General features: G+C 64.6%; 15 protein-coding genes. 7 read left to right on the forward strand and 8 right to left on the reverse strand.

Features of this window, described 5'->3' with window-relative positions; all coding sequences use genetic code 11:
- Positions 1-91: 91 nt before the first annotated feature.
- The 3 genes from QFZ57_RS07465 to QFZ57_RS07475 all read left to right on the forward strand — a co-directional run bounded on the left by QFZ57_RS07465 (position 92) and on the right by QFZ57_RS07475 (position 3799).
- The gene (locus QFZ57_RS07465) at positions 92-1411 is read left to right on the forward strand and encodes a sensor histidine kinase (protein ID WP_306899189.1); all 1320 of its coding nucleotides are present in this window, start codon (positions 92-94) and stop codon (positions 1409-1411) included.
- On the forward strand, positions 1404-2063 hold the full coding sequence (locus QFZ57_RS07470; protein WP_306629818.1) for a response regulator: 660 nt from the start codon (positions 1404-1406) through the stop codon (positions 2061-2063). The genes QFZ57_RS07465 and QFZ57_RS07470 overlap by 8 nt, the downstream gene beginning before the upstream one ends.
- Positions 2064-2185: 122 nt before the next feature.
- Positions 2186-3799, forward strand: coding sequence for an AMP-binding protein (locus QFZ57_RS07475; protein ID WP_306629819.1), 1614 nt, complete (start codon positions 2186-2188; stop codon positions 3797-3799).
- 102 nt (positions 3800-3901) lie between these two features.
- Here the strand turns inward: QFZ57_RS07475 and QFZ57_RS07480 are convergent, their stop codons facing one another.
- Positions 3902-5038 (reverse strand): rhamnogalacturonan acetylesterase, encoded by a 1137-nt coding sequence (locus tag QFZ57_RS07480; RefSeq protein ID WP_306899193.1) that lies wholly within the window; start codon positions 5036-5038, stop codon positions 3902-3904.
- A 455-nt stretch (positions 5039-5493) separates the two neighbouring features.
- Here QFZ57_RS07480 and QFZ57_RS07485 point away from each other — a divergent pair, with 455 nt between their 5' ends.
- Together QFZ57_RS07485 and QFZ57_RS07490 are read left to right on the forward strand one after the other, a co-directional pair.
- Positions 5494-6543 (forward strand): glycosyltransferase, encoded by a 1050-nt coding sequence (locus QFZ57_RS07485; protein ID WP_306899195.1) that lies wholly within the window; start codon positions 5494-5496, stop codon positions 6541-6543.
- A 3-nt stretch (positions 6544-6546) separates the two neighbouring features.
- Positions 6547-6708 carry a hypothetical protein gene (locus QFZ57_RS07490; RefSeq protein ID WP_306629822.1) on the forward strand — a complete coding sequence of 54 codons (162 nt, stop codon included), beginning with the start codon at positions 6547-6549 and terminating at the stop codon, positions 6706-6708.
- 122 nt (positions 6709-6830) lie between these two features.
- Here QFZ57_RS07490 and QFZ57_RS07495 read toward each other — a convergent pair whose 3' ends face one another.
- Positions 6831-7922 (reverse strand): hypothetical protein, encoded by a 1092-nt coding sequence (locus QFZ57_RS07495; RefSeq protein ID WP_306899196.1) that lies wholly within the window; start codon positions 7920-7922, stop codon positions 6831-6833.
- Positions 7923-8296: 374 nt separating this feature from the next.
- Between QFZ57_RS07495 and QFZ57_RS07500 the strand changes: the two genes are divergently transcribed.
- Positions 8297-9121, forward strand: coding sequence for a response regulator transcription factor (locus QFZ57_RS07500; protein WP_306899199.1), 825 nt, complete (start codon positions 8297-8299; stop codon positions 9119-9121).
- An 80-nt stretch (positions 9122-9201) separates the two neighbouring features.
- A complete protein-coding gene (locus tag QFZ57_RS07505) occupies positions 9202-9387 on the forward strand; it encodes a hypothetical protein (protein WP_306629825.1) in 186 nt (61 codons plus the stop codon).
- A 175-nt stretch (positions 9388-9562) separates the two neighbouring features.
- On the opposite strand, the gene QFZ57_RS07510 is transcribed toward QFZ57_RS07505, so the two are convergent.
- From QFZ57_RS07510 to QFZ57_RS07535, 6 genes are all read right to left on the reverse strand, one after another.
- Positions 9563-9877 carry an antibiotic biosynthesis monooxygenase family protein gene (locus QFZ57_RS07510; protein ID WP_306629826.1) on the reverse strand — a complete coding sequence of 105 codons (315 nt, stop codon included), beginning with the start codon at positions 9875-9877 and terminating at the stop codon, positions 9563-9565.
- 26 nt (positions 9878-9903) lie between these two features.
- Positions 9904-10422, reverse strand: coding sequence for a GNAT family N-acetyltransferase (locus tag QFZ57_RS07515; protein ID WP_306629827.1), 519 nt, complete (start codon positions 10420-10422; stop codon positions 9904-9906).
- 116 nt (positions 10423-10538) lie between these two features.
- Positions 10539-11537, reverse strand: coding sequence for a phosphotransferase enzyme family protein (locus tag QFZ57_RS07520; RefSeq protein ID WP_306899203.1), 999 nt, complete (start codon positions 11535-11537; stop codon positions 10539-10541).
- A complete protein-coding gene (locus QFZ57_RS07525; RefSeq protein ID WP_306899205.1) occupies positions 11534-12565 on the reverse strand; it encodes a phosphotransferase in 1032 nt (343 codons plus the stop codon). The genes QFZ57_RS07520 and QFZ57_RS07525 overlap by 4 nt, the downstream gene beginning before the upstream one ends.
- Complete coding sequence (locus tag QFZ57_RS07530; protein ID WP_306899208.1) at positions 12562-13761, reverse strand: phosphotransferase; 1200 nt, start codon at positions 13759-13761, stop codon at positions 12562-12564. Before QFZ57_RS07530 ends, QFZ57_RS07525 begins: the two co-directional genes overlap by 4 nt.
- Positions 13758-15608 carry an ABC transporter ATP-binding protein gene (locus QFZ57_RS07535; RefSeq protein ID WP_306899210.1) on the reverse strand — a complete coding sequence of 617 codons (1851 nt, stop codon included), beginning with the start codon at positions 15606-15608 and terminating at the stop codon, positions 13758-13760. The genes QFZ57_RS07530 and QFZ57_RS07535 overlap by 4 nt, the downstream gene beginning before the upstream one ends.
- Positions 15609-15627: the final 19 nt, after the last annotated feature.

Below are 15627 nucleotides of genomic sequence, written 5' to 3' on the forward strand. Positions count from 1 at the left end.
GGGACGGTTGATCCGCGGGCATGGAAAGGTTGAACGCGGAGTCAACCTTTCGGTTGGTCCCGTGCCGGCCGTCGCGGCATAAGCTGATGAAATGCCTGCCACGCCCCTGCCCCCATCATCCACGGAGGCTGCCTGGGGCCCGGCGAAGGGGCCGTTGAACGCCCTGGAAAATGCGTCGTCGGCGGCGATCCTCCGGGTCCTGCGCGTCACCCTCCACACGGGGTTTGCCGTGCTGCTGGCCGTGGCCCTGGTCCGGATGCTCATGGCCGGAGGTTCGCTGCGCTGGCTGTGGGCGGCCGCCGCCGTCGTCCTTGCTGCCGTCTACCTTGCCGGGACGGTCCTCGAAAAACGCCATGCCGAGGCCCGGACCGGGTTCAATCCCCGCCGCTACGGCCTGCTGTGGCTGGGCCTGGTCACGGCACTGTGGGCGTTCCTGCTTGCCGGCAGCGCCGACTTCGCCTGGCTGGCCTTCCCAATCTTTTTCCTGCACCTTCACCTGCTGCCCCGGCGTGCTGCACTGCTGATGATCGCGCTGATGACCGCGGCGGTGATTGCCTCCCAGTGGGCTGCGAGTGGTGCCCCAGTACCGCATGTGGCGGCCGTGGTGGGACCCGTGCTGGGTGCGGCCTTTTCCGTGATTACCGGCCTCGCCTACGCCGCCCTGTACCGGGAAGCCGAGAACCAGCGGCGCGCGGCGGACGAGCTGCGCCGTACCCGGGAGGAGCTGGCCAGGTCGCAGCATGAGGCGGGCATGCTGGCGGAGCGGGAGCGGCTGGCCCGGGAAATCCACGACACCCTGGCGCAGGGGCTCTCCAGCATCGTGCTCCTGGGCCGGGCCGCCGGGCAGTCCCTGGGTGAGGGTGATGCTGCCACAGCCTCCGCCCGCCTGGCACTGGTGCAGCAGACCGCCGCGGACAACCTTGCCGAGGCGCGCAGCTTTGTCCGCGGCCTGGTTCCGCCGCAGCTGGAGGGGCCCACCTTGGTGGAGGCCCTGCAGAGGCTCTGCGACCGGATGGAGACCGCCGCCGCGGCGTCGGGGGTGGCGCTGCGCTGCCGGCTGGAGGTGGACGGTGAGCCGCAGGACCTGCCCCAGCCTGTCCAGGTCGCGTTGCTGCGGGCGGCGCAGTCGAGCCTCGCGAACGTCCGGGAACACGCCGGGGCCGCGACCGCCGTCGTCAGCCTTGCCTTCCTGGGCACGGAGGTAACCATGGACATTTACGACGACGGCACGGGCTTTGACCCGGCGGCTGCGGCAGGTGCCGCGGACGCCGCCGACGGCAGCGGATTCGGGCTGCGCTCGCTGGGGGAACGCGTCACGGCGCTGAACGGTTCGCTGGCCGTGGAGTCCGCGCCAGGGGAGGACACGGTGGTGGCCATCCGGCTGCCGCTGGCTGGTGGAAGCGATGGATGAGGTGCGCGTCCTGCTGGTGGATGACCACCCCGTGGTCCGCGCCGGGCTCAGGGCCATGCTCACCGGGTTCGAAGGCATTTCCATTGCCGCCGAGGCCTCTGACGGCAGGGCGGCGCTGCACGAACTGGCGCGGCTGACGGCGTTGGGTGAGGCGCCCGACGTTGTCCTCATGGACCTGCAGATGGGGGAGGGGATGGACGGCGTTACGGCCACCGCTGAGATCCGGAAGCTTGATGCGGCTCCGCCCGTCCTCATCCTGACCACCTACGACACCGATGCGGACATCCTCGCCGCGGTGGAGGCAGGGGCCGGCGGTTACATGCTGAAGGACGCGCCGCCGGAACAGCTGCGCCAGGCGGTCCTGCAGGCCGCGGCGGGTGGCACGGTCCTGGCACCCCGGGCGGCGGCACTGCTGATGGACCGGATCAGCAACCCCGGCACCTCGCTCACCCCGCGCGAAGTGCAGCTGCTGGAACTGCTGGCCACCGGCCTGTCCAACCGGGCCATCGCCAAACAGGTCTTCATCTCGGAGGCCACTGTGAAGACGCACCTGGTGCACATTTACGGCAAGCTCGGGGTGGACAACCGGACCGCTGCCATCGCCGTTGCCACCCGGCGCCGGATCATCCGGCCGCCGGGTGCCAAGGGCTGACCTGTCTGCTGGCCGCGGCGGCGTGCTGCACGGGACGCGTCCCGCCAGCCCGTGCAGTACGTTTATTCCACTGTGTTTACAGACGCCGTTGCGTCAAGGTGCCGCTGTTCAAAGGAGAATGAATGTCCCGTCCGGTTCCAGCCGTTGATGCCCTTCTTGCCAAATACGGTGCCGCCGATGCCTGCGCTGCCGAGCTCCTCTGCGACAGTCACGACCCAAACGCCATCGCATTCACGGTGGTTGCAGCGGACTTGTCCCGCGAGGACATTACCTACGGGGAGCTCCGGGAGCGCTCTGAGCGGGGAGCTGCGGCCCTGGCTGGGCTGGGAATTGGTCCTGGCGACGCCGTGGCGACGCTGATGGGCAAGTCGATGGACCTTGTTGTCATGCTCCTGGCCATCTGGCGGCGGGGCGCTGTCCACGTACCCCTGTTTACGGCGTTTGCCTGGCCGGCAATCGAACTTCGTTTACAGGCGTCAGAGGCAAAAGCTGTCATCACGGATGCGGACCAGCGGGCAAAGATCCATGACACCCCCGCGGCCGTCATCGTTGTTGGCGCCGAGACGGCCCTGCCGGACCTTGCACTGACACCGCTCCTGGCCGCGCACGAACCGGGAATCCCGGCCGAAGCCGTGGGAGGGCACGGCGCGATGGTGCTGATCTTTACCTCCGGCACCACAGGCGCACCCAAGGGCGTCCCGGTGCCTGTCCGGGCGTTGGCCGCTTTCCGCCAGTACATTGAGCTCGGATTGGATGTCAGCGAGGACGACGTCTTCTGGAACGCCGCAGACCCCGGCTGGGCCTACGGCCTGTACTACGGGATCCTGGGTCCCATGGCGGCAGGGCGCCGGAACCTCCTGCTGCGCCCGGGATTTTCCCCGGAACTCAGCTTCAAAGTGCTGGAAGCCTTTTCAGTCACCAACTTCGCGGCTGCGCCCACCGTGTACAGGACCATGCGTGCCAAGTCCCCGGCCGGAACGGCTCCTTTCCAGCTGCGGCGGGCGTCGTCGGCCGGCGAGCCGCTGACGCCTGAGGTGATCAGCTGGGCCCGGGAGGTGCTCGGTGTTCCGGTAAGGGACCACTACGGCCAGACAGAACACGGCATGATGATCATCAACGCCTGGCACGACGACGTCAGGACGGAGCTCCGGCCGGGTTCCATGGGACGCCCGTTGCCCGGGTGGAGCTGTGCGGTCCTCAAGGACAACACGGATGAACCGGCCGCGCCCGGGGAAATGGGCCGGGTGGCGGTCAACGTGGCGGAAAGCCCCATGATGTGGTTCGAAGCGTACAAGGATGCCCCCGAAAAGACGGCTGAAAGATTCAGCCAGGACGGGCGTTGGTACCTCACGGGTGACGCCGGCATGGTTGACGGGGACGGCTACTACTACTTTTCATCCCGTGATGACGACGTGATCATCATGGCCGGATACCGCATTGGGCCTTTTGAGGTTGAGAGCGTCCTGGCTACCCACCCGGCGGTCCTGGAAAGCGCGGTGGTGGGCGCTCCTGACGAACTTCGCGGAGAAGTTCTGGAAGCGTACGTCGTCCTGGGAGCCGGGTATAGCGGCGGTGACGACCTGGTGGCCGAACTGCAAACCATGGTCAAGACCCAGTTCGCCGCACATGCCTATCCGCGGCGCATCCACTTCGTTGACGACCTTCCCAAGACCCCGTCAGGAAAGCTGCAGCGCTACATCCTGCGGCAGCAGCGCGCGGCGGGGCATCACAGCTAGCAGGATCTAAACGACGACGGCGGGGCGCGGCACTATGGTTCGATGCCATGGGTGCCGCACACCGCCGTCGTTGTTGCCTGGGTTCGTCTGCCCTTCCTCAGGTCAGACGCTGCCCCTCAGCAGGCCCTGCCGTGCCAGGTCATCCGCCACGATCCGGGCCAGTTCCGCTGCACCGTTCCGGTTGGGGTGCAGGGTATCGCCGGTCATGAAGAGGGCCAGGGTTGCCGCCGGGCCGATTTCGGTGAAGTACGTGGAGGACAAAACGTTCAGATCCACCAGCGGCACATTTTCTTCCTGGGCCAAGGCCACGGTGGAGTGCCGGTACCAGCGGTCCACAGAGCTGTGGACGCCGTCCGCGAAGTCGGTGGCCCGGCCCTGCGGCGTGACCAGGACAGGAGTGGCGCCGGTGGCGGCCACCTGACGGACCATGTCCCGCATGATCTCCTTGAACTCGGCCTCGGTGGTGGCGTTCTTGGCTGCGGTGTCGTTGATGCCCATCTCGAGGAGGAACAGGTCGCCGGGCTTGATGTACTGCAGGATTGCCTCGAGCTGGCCGTCATTGCGGAATCCGCGGGCAATCTGGCCTCCCGTCGCCATGTTGCGGACATCGAAGGCCTCAGGGTCCACGAACTGGGGGAGCAGCTGTCCCCAGCCGCCCTGCACGCTCGATGCCAGGGGGTAGTAATTGGCCACCGTGGAGTCGCCGCCCACCCAGATGGTGCGGTCCATCTCCGGCTGGCGGGAGACTTTCTCGATCTCCATGGAGCTGAGTGTGAATGCCGTTCCGGCCTTGCCCTCGGTGACAAGCAGGTTCAGCTGGCCGTCCGTCACCGGGATCTCGAAGGAGTCCGTGGCGCCGTTGCCGGTCATGTTCATGACCTGGAAGACGCCCTCGGCCGCGATGCTTGCGCGGGATGTGTCGCCTAAAGTGACGGTGATTTTGTACAGGCCCTCTTTCAGGTCCACGTTAAAGGTGTTGGTGCTCTTGGTGCCGAACTCAAGGAAGCGCACGGCATCGCTGCCGGCGCCGGTCCCCTTCGCGGGGACATCGGCCATGTGACCGGGAGTGTTGAAGCCGTAGCGTTTGTCCGCACTGTAAGCGTCCGTTGCGCTGACCCCGCTGTATCCCTTCTCCACTGGCCCGTTGCCGTAGTCGAAGCGATAGTTGCTGGGCTCGGCGTTGGCGGCCGGGACGGCGACGGTAAGCCCGGCCCCGGCGAGCAGGACCGCGGCAGTCAAACTGCCAGCGAACGCACGTTTCGCCGTCGAACTGGTCGCATCTCTGTTGTTCGCGCTAACAAGCATGGTCATCTCCTTTGATGAGCGTGATGAGTGGGTGCTGGCGCCGAAGTCGGCTTGTATCGATTCAACTGACGCGTTACAGCATTTGTAACAGTGCTCGCCAGGAGGAGTCTAGACCCTTCGTCCGGCTGCTCCCGCAGCCGTTATCGGCTATTTCTCAAGGTCTTTTCTCAAGAACTCAACGCGTGGGCAGCGGAAATTTCTATTAGCGCCCGGTCTTCTTGACCCAACTTTGTAGCTTTGTTGCCGCTTCTCTGCTGCTCATTTGAGGTCCGGTTGGAACACTCAAAAGAAAGTGATGCAGCGGAAATTGGGGTGGTTGAAGTGATGTGCCTTGCGCGGAAATCCATGGCAGTAAACAGCCCGTGGCTTTTCCGGCCGGCGGTGATTGCGTGATTACCGTCATAATCCCAGCCCACAACGAAGAAGCGGGAATTGGCGAAGCCCTCAGGTCCCTCCGGAATCAGACAATTGTTCCGGACAGGATCATCGTTGTGGCGGATAACTGTACGGATGCCACCGGGGACATATCCCTGGCCGCAGGCGCCGAGGTTGTCAGGACAGAGGGCAACAGGGACAGGAAAGCTGGGGCCCTGAACTTCGTTCTGGCAGATTTGCTGCCGGATTCCGCGGCCGAGGATCTAATTCTGGTGCAGGATGCGGACTCGCAGCTTTCCCCGGATTTCATCGAGCGCTCCGTGAGCTACCTGTCGGCGGATTCACGGCTCGGCGCAGTGGGAGGCGTCTTCAGCGGCGGCCACGGCGGCGGTTTTGTGGGCCACCTGCAGCGGAACGAGTATGCGCGATACGCGCGGGACGTCCGCCGGTTGAAAGGGAAGTGCCTGGTGGTCACCGGGACAGCGGCCTTGTTCAGGGCCAGGACCCTCCAGGATGTGGTGCAAGCGCGCCTCGACGGCGGGCTCCCGCCGGGAAACGGCAGGGGCGGGGTGTATGACACTTCCGTGCTCACGGAGGACAACGAGCTGTCCTTCGCATTGCTCACACTCAAATACCGCATCCGCTCCCCGGCCGACTGCACACTCGTCACCGAGGTCATGCCCACCTGGCGTGAACTATGGGCGCAGCGGCTGCGCTGGAAGCGGGGTGCGGTGGAAAACTGCGTCCAATATGGGTGGACCCGGGTTACCCGTCCGTATTGGGCCCGGCAGTTCCTCTCGGTGATTGGCGTGCTGGTGACCCTCGCCTACCTCAGTACGGTGGCGGTTGCACTGGCCACGGGGGCGGGAATGCAGATTCAGCCGTTCTGGCTCGCCGTGACCGGTGTCTTCGTGATCGAACGTGTAGTGACTGTGCGCCTCAGGGGGTGGCGGTACATGCTGGCCGCCCTCACCATGTATGAGCTGGTCATCGACCTGTTCCTGCAGGCAGTCCACGCGAAGGCCTATGCAGATGCAGTATTCAACAAGAAGAAAGCGTGGTAACCCATGTACAACAATCCAGCAATTCCCGCGGCAGCTGGTGCCGGGTCCGGAACCCTGGCCATGACCGGTGCGGGTGACGTGTTCTGGTTCGCCTTGGCCGCCTTTGCGCTCCTGGCTCTCGGCCTTGCCATCAAGAGGATCGTCCCCGTCCGCGTCTCGAAGTAGCCCGCCACCAGGGGGCGCCGGCTGGAAGTGCATCAACGCTCCAGCCGGCGGACCCGGGACGACATGGAAAATGCGGCATACCAGTGCGGTATGCCGCATTTTCCATGTCGGGGACTCGGGCCCTAGGTAGTCACGATGACCGGATTGGAACACGCGGAGGCGTCGCAGATTTTGTAGGTGGTGGTGCTGCCGCCCTTGACGCTCGTGGTGAAACTCCCCGTATTGGGAACCGACTTCTGGGTGTTGTTGGTCCAGAGAGTGACGTTCGTACCCGTCGCCCCGCTCCACGTCAGGGCGGTGGACCTGACGGACTTGGACTTGGTGGTGGAGGCGCTGAGTTTGATGGCCGACACTTGCCCTGAAGGCGCAGGTGCTGCGGCGTCTGTGAAGGAAAAGTCCCGGACCACCACGCTCTCGGGCTTCACATGGGCAGGATCGCCGGCCCCTCCGCCTGTTACCCAAAGGTTGAAGTGGATCTGTTCCTTGGCCGGGACCGGCACGGTGGCGCCCTCGAGGACCGTCCGCTTCAGGAGTGGGCCCGTATAGCCTTCGCCGGCAAAGGTCTCGAACGTGATCCGCCCCGGTTCCCACACCATCCGGTGCGTGGTGATGGGGCTGTTCGTCACGTCGAAGGTCACGGTGTTATTGCCTTGGCCTGCCGGTTTTGTGGCATCAAACCAGTAGCCGTGTCCCTGGCTGACCGGCCACGACTGGCCGTAGGCCGCTCCGCCACCCCAGGCCGAAGCCTCGCACAAGTCGATCTCGTTGTAGCCAGGTTCCGCGACCGGGTCGTATGTGAAGAGGCAGCCCCACACGACTTCCTTTTGGAGGGTAGTGCGGTCCTTTTCCACTGTGGTGCTGTAGGTGCCATAGCCAAATCCCTGCCGGGTGGACTGGAATTCCGCTCCCACCGGTGCGTCCCCAGTGGGATTGGTGAGATTCAGGGTGACGTAGCCGTTGGGGTCCGGGTTGCCGACGTTGCCGGCCGCGAAGACCTTGTTGTATTGCGGCGCCCCGCCCCAGAAACGCTTTTCCCAGTTGAAGCCCTTCCAGGTGAAGTCCCCCGCCGGGCCGGGGTTCGGATCGGTGGGGGTGGTGTCCGCGGCTTGCGCAGGGACCATCCCTGCCAGCGTAGCCAGGACGACGGCAATGAGCATCGCCCACGACTTGCCGCGGCGTGAGGGATGGAAGAACGAAAAGCGAAGACAGGCCATGCAAACGCCCCTTATCGGATGCTCCCAGCGAGCAAGGTCGCGCCCCCAGTTGAGCACAGCTTGATCATCAGGCACCTGCCAGGAAAAAGGCAATAGCCCGCTTGGTTTTTGTGGCCTTGAACCGATTCTCAACGTAAGCGGCATTTGCCCTCAACAAATACGCAATTTTCGAGAAAGATCAGCGAAATCACAGGCGGGCGGAAAGAATACGAATTTTAACCAAATGTTTTGGGTAATCTCCTTGTATACGCAACGGTGCAGTTTGCCGGCCATCCAAAATACATTCGACTCCGAATACATTTCGACAGTTCGATTTTCGTGTGCCAGGGTGCCACGGGCGGCAGGAACACAATTTTCTGAACATGGGGGCATGAATGGTGGAGCGCGGCGTGGCCGTGGTGGTGGAAGACGACGACGATGTTCGTACCGTTCTCACCGAAGTACTGCTGCAGTCCGGATTCGCTGTTCAGGCCGCGTCCACAGGGAATGACGGGGTAGAAGCCGTCAGGAACCGTTATCCAGACATCGTCCTAATGGATGTGGGCTTGCCTGACTTTGATGGGTTTGAGGCATTGCGGCGGATCAGGGCATTTAGCGACGCCTATCTGATCATCATCACCGGGCGTGTGGATGAGGCAGATGCCCTGATGGGCTTCGCCGCCGGCGCGGACGACTTCCTCCCTAAGCCGTTCCGGCCCAGGGAACTCCGCGCCCGAATCGGTGCCATGCTTCGTCGGCCAAGGGTTCTCAGCTATACCGAGGCCGAGGCCGAGGGCGCTGCCAGCAAGCACCACCAATCTGATGAGCAGACCGAAACCGGACCGTCCCTGCCGGCAACGAACGAGGCGGCAGGAACAAATGAGCCACTGCGGAACCGCTACGACTTCGCCCACAAGGGACTCACCCTGCATGAGGACTCCCGGCAGGCCACGATAGACAGCGTGCCTGTTGAGCTCACCCGCACCCAGTTCGACCTGTTGTTGGTGCTCATGGAAAACGGCCGGAGGGTCCAGACCAAGGCCGACCTCGTGCGCAGGCTGCGGAATGAGCCGTACAACACGGGCTCGTTCGTCAGCACGGGTGAGGAACGGGCGGTGGAAGTTCACCTTGCCAATCTTCGAAGGCGTCTTGGTGACCGTTCGCGCCGTCCCCGCTGGATAGAGACGGTGCGCGGAGTCGGATACCGCCTGACCCAGTAACGGGGAAAGTCTCGACGACGTCAGGAGCCTTTTGCTCGTGGGGCTGTTAGCGTGGAGGCCCAGCCACAGAAGGAGGAGCGATGTCCATCAATTCACCTGATTCACTGCCGGAGGACGAGCCGCAGGAGGGCGCGGCGGCCGGGGAAGGCAACGCCGACGGCGGGATCCCCGGAGGTAAGGACGGCGTCGGGATTTCCGACGGCGCCGAGCCCAACACCTTCGAACCCGAAGAGGACCCGGACGCCGCGGCCGAGCCAGCTGATTGAGGTCCCTTGAGCACTGCTCAAGGTTGGCTCAAGATTGGCCCAAGCCGCTGTTTTTGGGCAGCTGGGCAAGCTACTGGCCCGTAGTTTTTTAAGTGCTTCCACGTCAGTTCCCCGGCAGGAAGCACTGGAAGCCCCTGCGCTGGAGCTAGACTCGCGCGGGGGCTTCCCCCCAATTTCAGTGGTGCTTCAGCTGCGTGCGGGAGTCAACCAGCGCGAAGTGCTCCACGACGGGAAACGGCTCATAGAAGCGGTGCAACAGCGACCGCCACTGCTGGTACTCCGGGGAGCCACGAAAACCGACCGTGTGGTCCTCCAACGACTCCCATTCGACCAGCAACAGGTAGGTGCTTGGGGATTCGATCGAGCGCGACAGCGACAGCGAGATGAAGCCCGGCATCGAGGCAATGATGGGGCGGGCCTGGCCGAAAGCGGCCTCGAATTCCTTCTCAAGGCCTGGGATGACGGGAAGCAGAGCATGTTCGGTAATCACCGGGCCAGTCTGCCACCCACGCCCGTCTAAGCGTTGTTTATCCAGTAGCGGCGCTTGCCGTTGCGTGTGTCCTCGTACCGGCCGCCGTTCTTTTCGATGGTTGCCCGTGATCCGGCGTTGTCCTCATCGCAGGTCAGCAGGACCCGTTCGATCCCCAGCGCCCGTGCTAAGGGAAGCGCGTCGGCAAGTGCTTTCGCAGCGTGGCCGCGCCGCCTCACGGAGGGCCTGACGCTGTAGCCGATGTGCCCGCCTTCGTTGAGGAGGTAGTCGTTCAGCTGGTGCCTGATCGCCAGCGAACCGAGGAAGGTGCCGCCGTCGACAATCCACAGGTAGGTGCAGGGCACGTACCCGGGCTTCCGCACCGTTTCGGGCAGCGCGTCTTTGACGAGGAGGTCGACGAAGCGGCGGAATACCTGGATGTCGTTGAGATCGTCAAGGGACCAGCCGTCCGCACCCGCACCGTCCTGCCGGGCTCCGGCAAACTCTGCGGCGGCTTCAAGCCAGGACGAGTGGAGGTTGCCGTTTGGGGCGATGAGCTGGGCCATCACAAAATCCTACGTTGCCGGGGAGGTGCAACGGCATAAGGGAGGGACCGGCCGCCGTATTGCGGAGACCCATGGTGGTCTTCCCTGCGCTTCGTGCTGGCTGCTGCCTAACCCGCCTACCGCGCCAGGGCTTTCCGAACAGCGGCCGCCAACGCGCTGCGGTGCTTGTCCAGCCAAGCGATTCGCTGGTCTTCCAACCGGATCTTCGTGTAGTCATTGTCGGAGAGCCGTTCGCCGTGCCGTGACCGGCTGAGCCGCCCCAGGCCGCGCTTCAAACGTTTGGCCTCCAGCAGCAGCGGCAGGGCCTCTATCTCTGCATCGGTAGGCCGCAATTCCCGGCTGTAGGCGGCCAGCAGTTCATTGACCCGGCTGAGGTCGAGGGCGACCTTATTGTCGGCTTCGCCTGGACGGGTGTAGACCTTGCCGACGTCATGGACGGCGACGGCAAGGTCCAGGACGCGCACGTCCGCGTGGGCACTGTCGAAGTCCAGGACGCCCGCTATCTCGCTGCCGTTGAATACCAGGCTGCCTCGCCGGGCACCGCCGTGCACCACCACCCGGGGCAGGTGTGGCAGGACTGCTGTTAATTGTGCGACCAGGAGCGCGGTCCGGGTTCTCAGGGCCGGCTCTACCCCTTCGTCATTTGCCCGTGTGCGCAATTCAACCAGCACGGCGGGTTCGGTCAATGCGGCCGGAAGGTCGGCCACGGTCTGGTGGTACCGCGCGAGTGTTCGTCCCATAGCCCGCACATGCGCCGGCGACGCATCGATGAACGGTGTCCCTTCGACTCCCCGCGTGGCGATCCATAAACGGCCATCCAGCTCGGCGTGGTCCTTGCCGGAGCTGGCGAAGGCCACCTCCGGTGCGGGGAATCCCCGCTCCCGAAGCAGCCGCATGAGGCGGAGTTGGCGGGTGAGTTCCTCATGCGGTTTGGAGCGGTAGGAGCGGCGCAGGTAGTGGACACCATCCGCGGCCTCTACGCGCAGGTGCTCGTTTTTGCCGCCTGCCACGGGGGCAACTGAGTTCCAGCCGCCCAGTGGCCACAGGCTCGCGAGCTCGGACAGCGGGAGCTCCACCCCTGCACGGTCCAGCAGGACGCCCACAGTTGACGTCATGCGCCTGCCCGCCCTTCTGCCACCCGGTAGAACTCCTCCCGGTAGTGCCGGAATACATCGTCTCCGCCGTTGCGCCAGTCGGCGTCCGCGCTTTTCACCTCGCGGTTGAGGCTGTGGAATATATACCGGGCCCAGTGAAACTGCAGGTTTCGCAGCCGCTCGACGCCCGCTGCCTCCCGATACGCGCCGAGGAAAGCATTGCACGGCTGGTCGGCCCGGGAAATGTCGCCGGTGGCTGAGTGAACGCCTTGGCGCAGCCGGTGGAGGAACTCGGCCACATCTCGGGCGGGGTCCGCCGGGGCGCTGCGGTCGAGATCAATCACCGTAACAGTTTCCTTGGTCAGGAAGACGTGGATCGGCCGGTACTGCCCGTGGCTTTGGGCATTGACGCCGTCCACGGTGTCATGGGTAAGGTCGTCCAACCGTTCGAGCATGCCCAATGCCACCTCAGCGTAGCCAGGACGGTCAGTCACCACTTTGACAAGGCGTTTTGCCAAGCTCGTCAGTTCCCCTGTCACCAGTAGGGAGTGTGGAGCCCCGACCCGGAGATCCACCTTATGCAGGTGGGCCAGCCACCATCCGGCCCGTGCGCAGCCCTCGGTAAGTTCAGCGCCGTCGTGGAACACTTCCGACAGTGCCTTGCCCGGGGCACCCCGGCACAGCAGGACCTTTTCGTCCCCGCACCACGCCAGCGGCTCGACAGCCTGGAACGGGGAACCGGTCCCCAGCCCGACATTGCGCAGGGCCTGCAATTTTGCGTGCACGGCAGGGCCGTCGTCGAAGGGGAACAGCTTGGCGAAAACAGGGGGGCCGCCGTCGAGATTGATCTCTACAGTGGCAGCCCCCGATCCGTCCAGCTGAATCACCTTTGTTGTCCACGTACCTCCGTCCGAGGCGCCCGCAAGCGCCGGATTCAAGTGTGGGCGGACACAGCGGTTGAGGAACCCCGGTTCACAGACCCGTTCCGCACGATTGACCTGCTGCTCCTTGATATGGCGGTGCTGGGATCGGATTTGGGTGCGGTTCATGCGTCATCCTTTACTGGGAAGGGGTTATGGGTAATCCAGCGCACTCGTGCGCACTCGCGCTTCAGCAGCAGCGAAAAGCTGAGGGCGTCCTTGGACTGCCGGGGTACTATCGCTTGCTTTGTCAGCAGGTTCTGGCACTTTTTGGCGACCACAATCAGCCGCTGGGCTTGGAAGACCTCCGGCAGGGCCGCGAAGTCCGCGTCCGGTAAGGGGGCATGGCTGCGGTAGTGGCGAAGAAATGCCCGGCCACGGTCAGTGTTGAGGGACGGACCGCTGGGGCGGTTCGGGATTTCCCGGCAGAAAGACCTCAATGCATAGGCCAAATCCAGGGCCAGGAGATCATAGGCGGATCGGTCGAAGTCAAGCACCCCGGTCAGCTGGTGCCCGTTGACCAGCACAGCCGACTGGCCGTAGGAGCCGTGAATCACCAGGGAGCGCAGTTCCTTCTGTCGCTGCCCGAGCCCGACATTCAATTGCTCCATCCGTTCGCCCAGATACCGGGCCTCTTCGGCCACTGCCGCTGCCGCCTGCGGGGTAAGCAGCGGCACGACGACGTTGACCGCCGCGTAGAGGTTTTCCTGCCCAAGTTGTCCCAGGGAAGCCAGCCCTGATGACCGATTCGGCTCTCCTGCCGGCGTTAGCTCCGAGACGATGGAGTGGTAGCGGGCCAGTCCCCGGGCAGCCGCCTCCAGTTGGGCCGGGTCGCCGGGATCGTAGGCGCTTCCCGGCAGCAGGCCCATCACCATGTGCAGGACGCCTTGAGCCTGGAAATAGATGCCGCCGTCCCGCGTCCGCTGGATGGGTGGGGCGGGATAACCGTGCCCTCGCAGGTGCTCAAGAAGGGCGAACTCGAACCGGGCCCCCGCCACGGTCTTCAGATTGTGTGAGCGGCGCAGTACCATCTCGCCGGCATCGGTTTGGACGAACCAGCTGATGTTCGATGAGCCCTTGTCGGTTCGGCGCCAGGAGCGCCAACGGCCGAAGCCATATGCGTTCTGCAGCAGAGGGAACAGCGCGGCTTCATCGACGGCGGTGGCCGGCAGCCTGCCGCCTTGACGGGCCACGGAACTGTGGAGCAGCCCGTGCTCTGCCGACTCGGTTGAGGGATCTGTGACGCCGGACAGTACATGCGTCCTGCTGCGGGTGACACCAGCCGCCAGGTCTGTGGGGCCCGGCTGGAAATTAAGCTCGTTCACGGTCGGCTTCCTCTCCGGTAGGTGGCGGGCTGGTCAGGTTCGACTATGGACTGTGGGGAGGGGTGGCGCCCATTGCCGTGGCTGGTGCCGTTCCACGTAGGGCGTAAGCCGGTGATGCCCTGTAGACGGCACATCTCGCTGTAGAGGCCCCCGCCGGCGAGGAGCCGGTGGTGGGTACCCCGCTCCACTACCCGACCCGCATCAAGGACGATGATCTCGTCCGCTGCCATGGCCGCAGCCATGCGATGTGTGATGATCACTGTGGTCCGCCCGGAGGCCACCTGCCGAAGGGCCTCCAGCAGCGCATGCTCGGATTGCGCGTCCAGACCCGTCGTCGGTTCGTCGAGCACGAGGATAGGGCAGCCCTGCAGCAAACCGCGCGCCAGCGCCAAGCGCTGCTTCTGGCCTCCGGACAGTGTTGCCCCGCGTTCAGCCAGCACGGTGTCGTAGCCGCGGGGCAGCGCCTGTACGAAGTTGTGGGCCTGGGCCGCGCGGGCTGCATCCTGGACCTCTTCCAGCGAGGCATCCGGCCGGCCGTATGCAATGTTCTCCCGGACGGATGCCCGGAACAGCACGGCGTCCTGGGTAACCAGCCCCACCTGGGCGTGCAGGCTCTTGCCAGTCAGGTCACGTAAGTCTGTGCCGTCCAGAAGGACCCGGCCGCTGGTGGGGTCCTGCAGCCGGCACATAAGGGCAGCGATTGTTGATTTCCCTGCCCCGGTGGGTCCGACGACGGCCAGGGAGCTGCCCACCGGGACCGTCAGGTCCACATCCCGCAGGACCGGGCGGTCATGGGCGTAGGCATATCCGACCCCGTCCAGGCTCAGCTGCTTCCGGGGTGGACCGGCGGGAACGGCACCGGGTTTGTCCTGGATGTCAGGGCTGCGCCGGAGGGTGTCAGCGATGCGCGCCGCGCGCACTCCGGCACGAGTCAGCTGCGCGGGCAGCTTGGACAGGGCGCGTGTTGGGCCGAAGAAGTCACGCAAGTACGAGGTGAAGATGACCAGGTCTCCTGGTGTTAGGGCACCTTCGAGCACACGCTGGGCTCCTAGCCAGATCAGTGCTGTGGTGGCTACAGCCACCACAGCATCCACGGCAGCGCCAAACGCCGCGCTTGTGCGCGCCGAGCGCAGCACAGCAGAGACTGAGGCATCGGAGTGGCGGCGGAAGCGCTTGGACTCGTCCTCTTCCCGTCCTGCGGCCTTTACCAGCTTGATCGCTACCAGTGACTCCTGCGCTACCGCCGCCAGGTCGCCCTCGCTGTCGCGCGCGTTTTCCTCCACAGTGCGGATGCGGGCTCGAAAGCTGGACACCGTGAGCAGCAACAGTGGCAGCACCAACAGCAGTGCCAGGCTGAGTTGCCAGTCCATGATGAGCAGCACCCCGGTCATGCCGGCCAGCGTGAGCACGTGCGTTGAGGCGTCAACGAACGTCACGGTAAGCAGTGCCCGCACTTTGTCGACGTCTCCGGTCAGGCGGGTGGTCAGTTCACCTGTTGGTGTTCCTTCGTGGTATGCAAGGGGCAGCCGCTGCAGATGATCGTAGAGCTCGGTGCGGATTGATGCCGCGACACGTTCGCCGACCACGGTCAGGATATAGCTTCGGACCGCACCGACCAGGGAGTCCAGCACGGCGATGCCGGCCAGCGCCACGACGACCAGGATAAGGATGTACTGGATGTCCTGACTGGTGGGGTTCCCGCTGGGCAACAGCACTTCGTCGAAGAGATACTTCAACGGCCACGGCTTGAGCAGCGCGATGCCCGTCCCGGCGACCGCGAGTAGCGCGGCCAGCAGGCAGCCGGGCCATTGCGGGCGCAGGAACGGCCCGAAGGTACGCAAGATCATGTGGGCCTGCATGACCGGA

Origin of the sequence: Arthrobacter sp. B1I2, from assembly GCF_030816485.1 — a bacterium.
GTDB lineage: Bacteria > Actinomycetota > Actinomycetes > Actinomycetales > Micrococcaceae > Arthrobacter.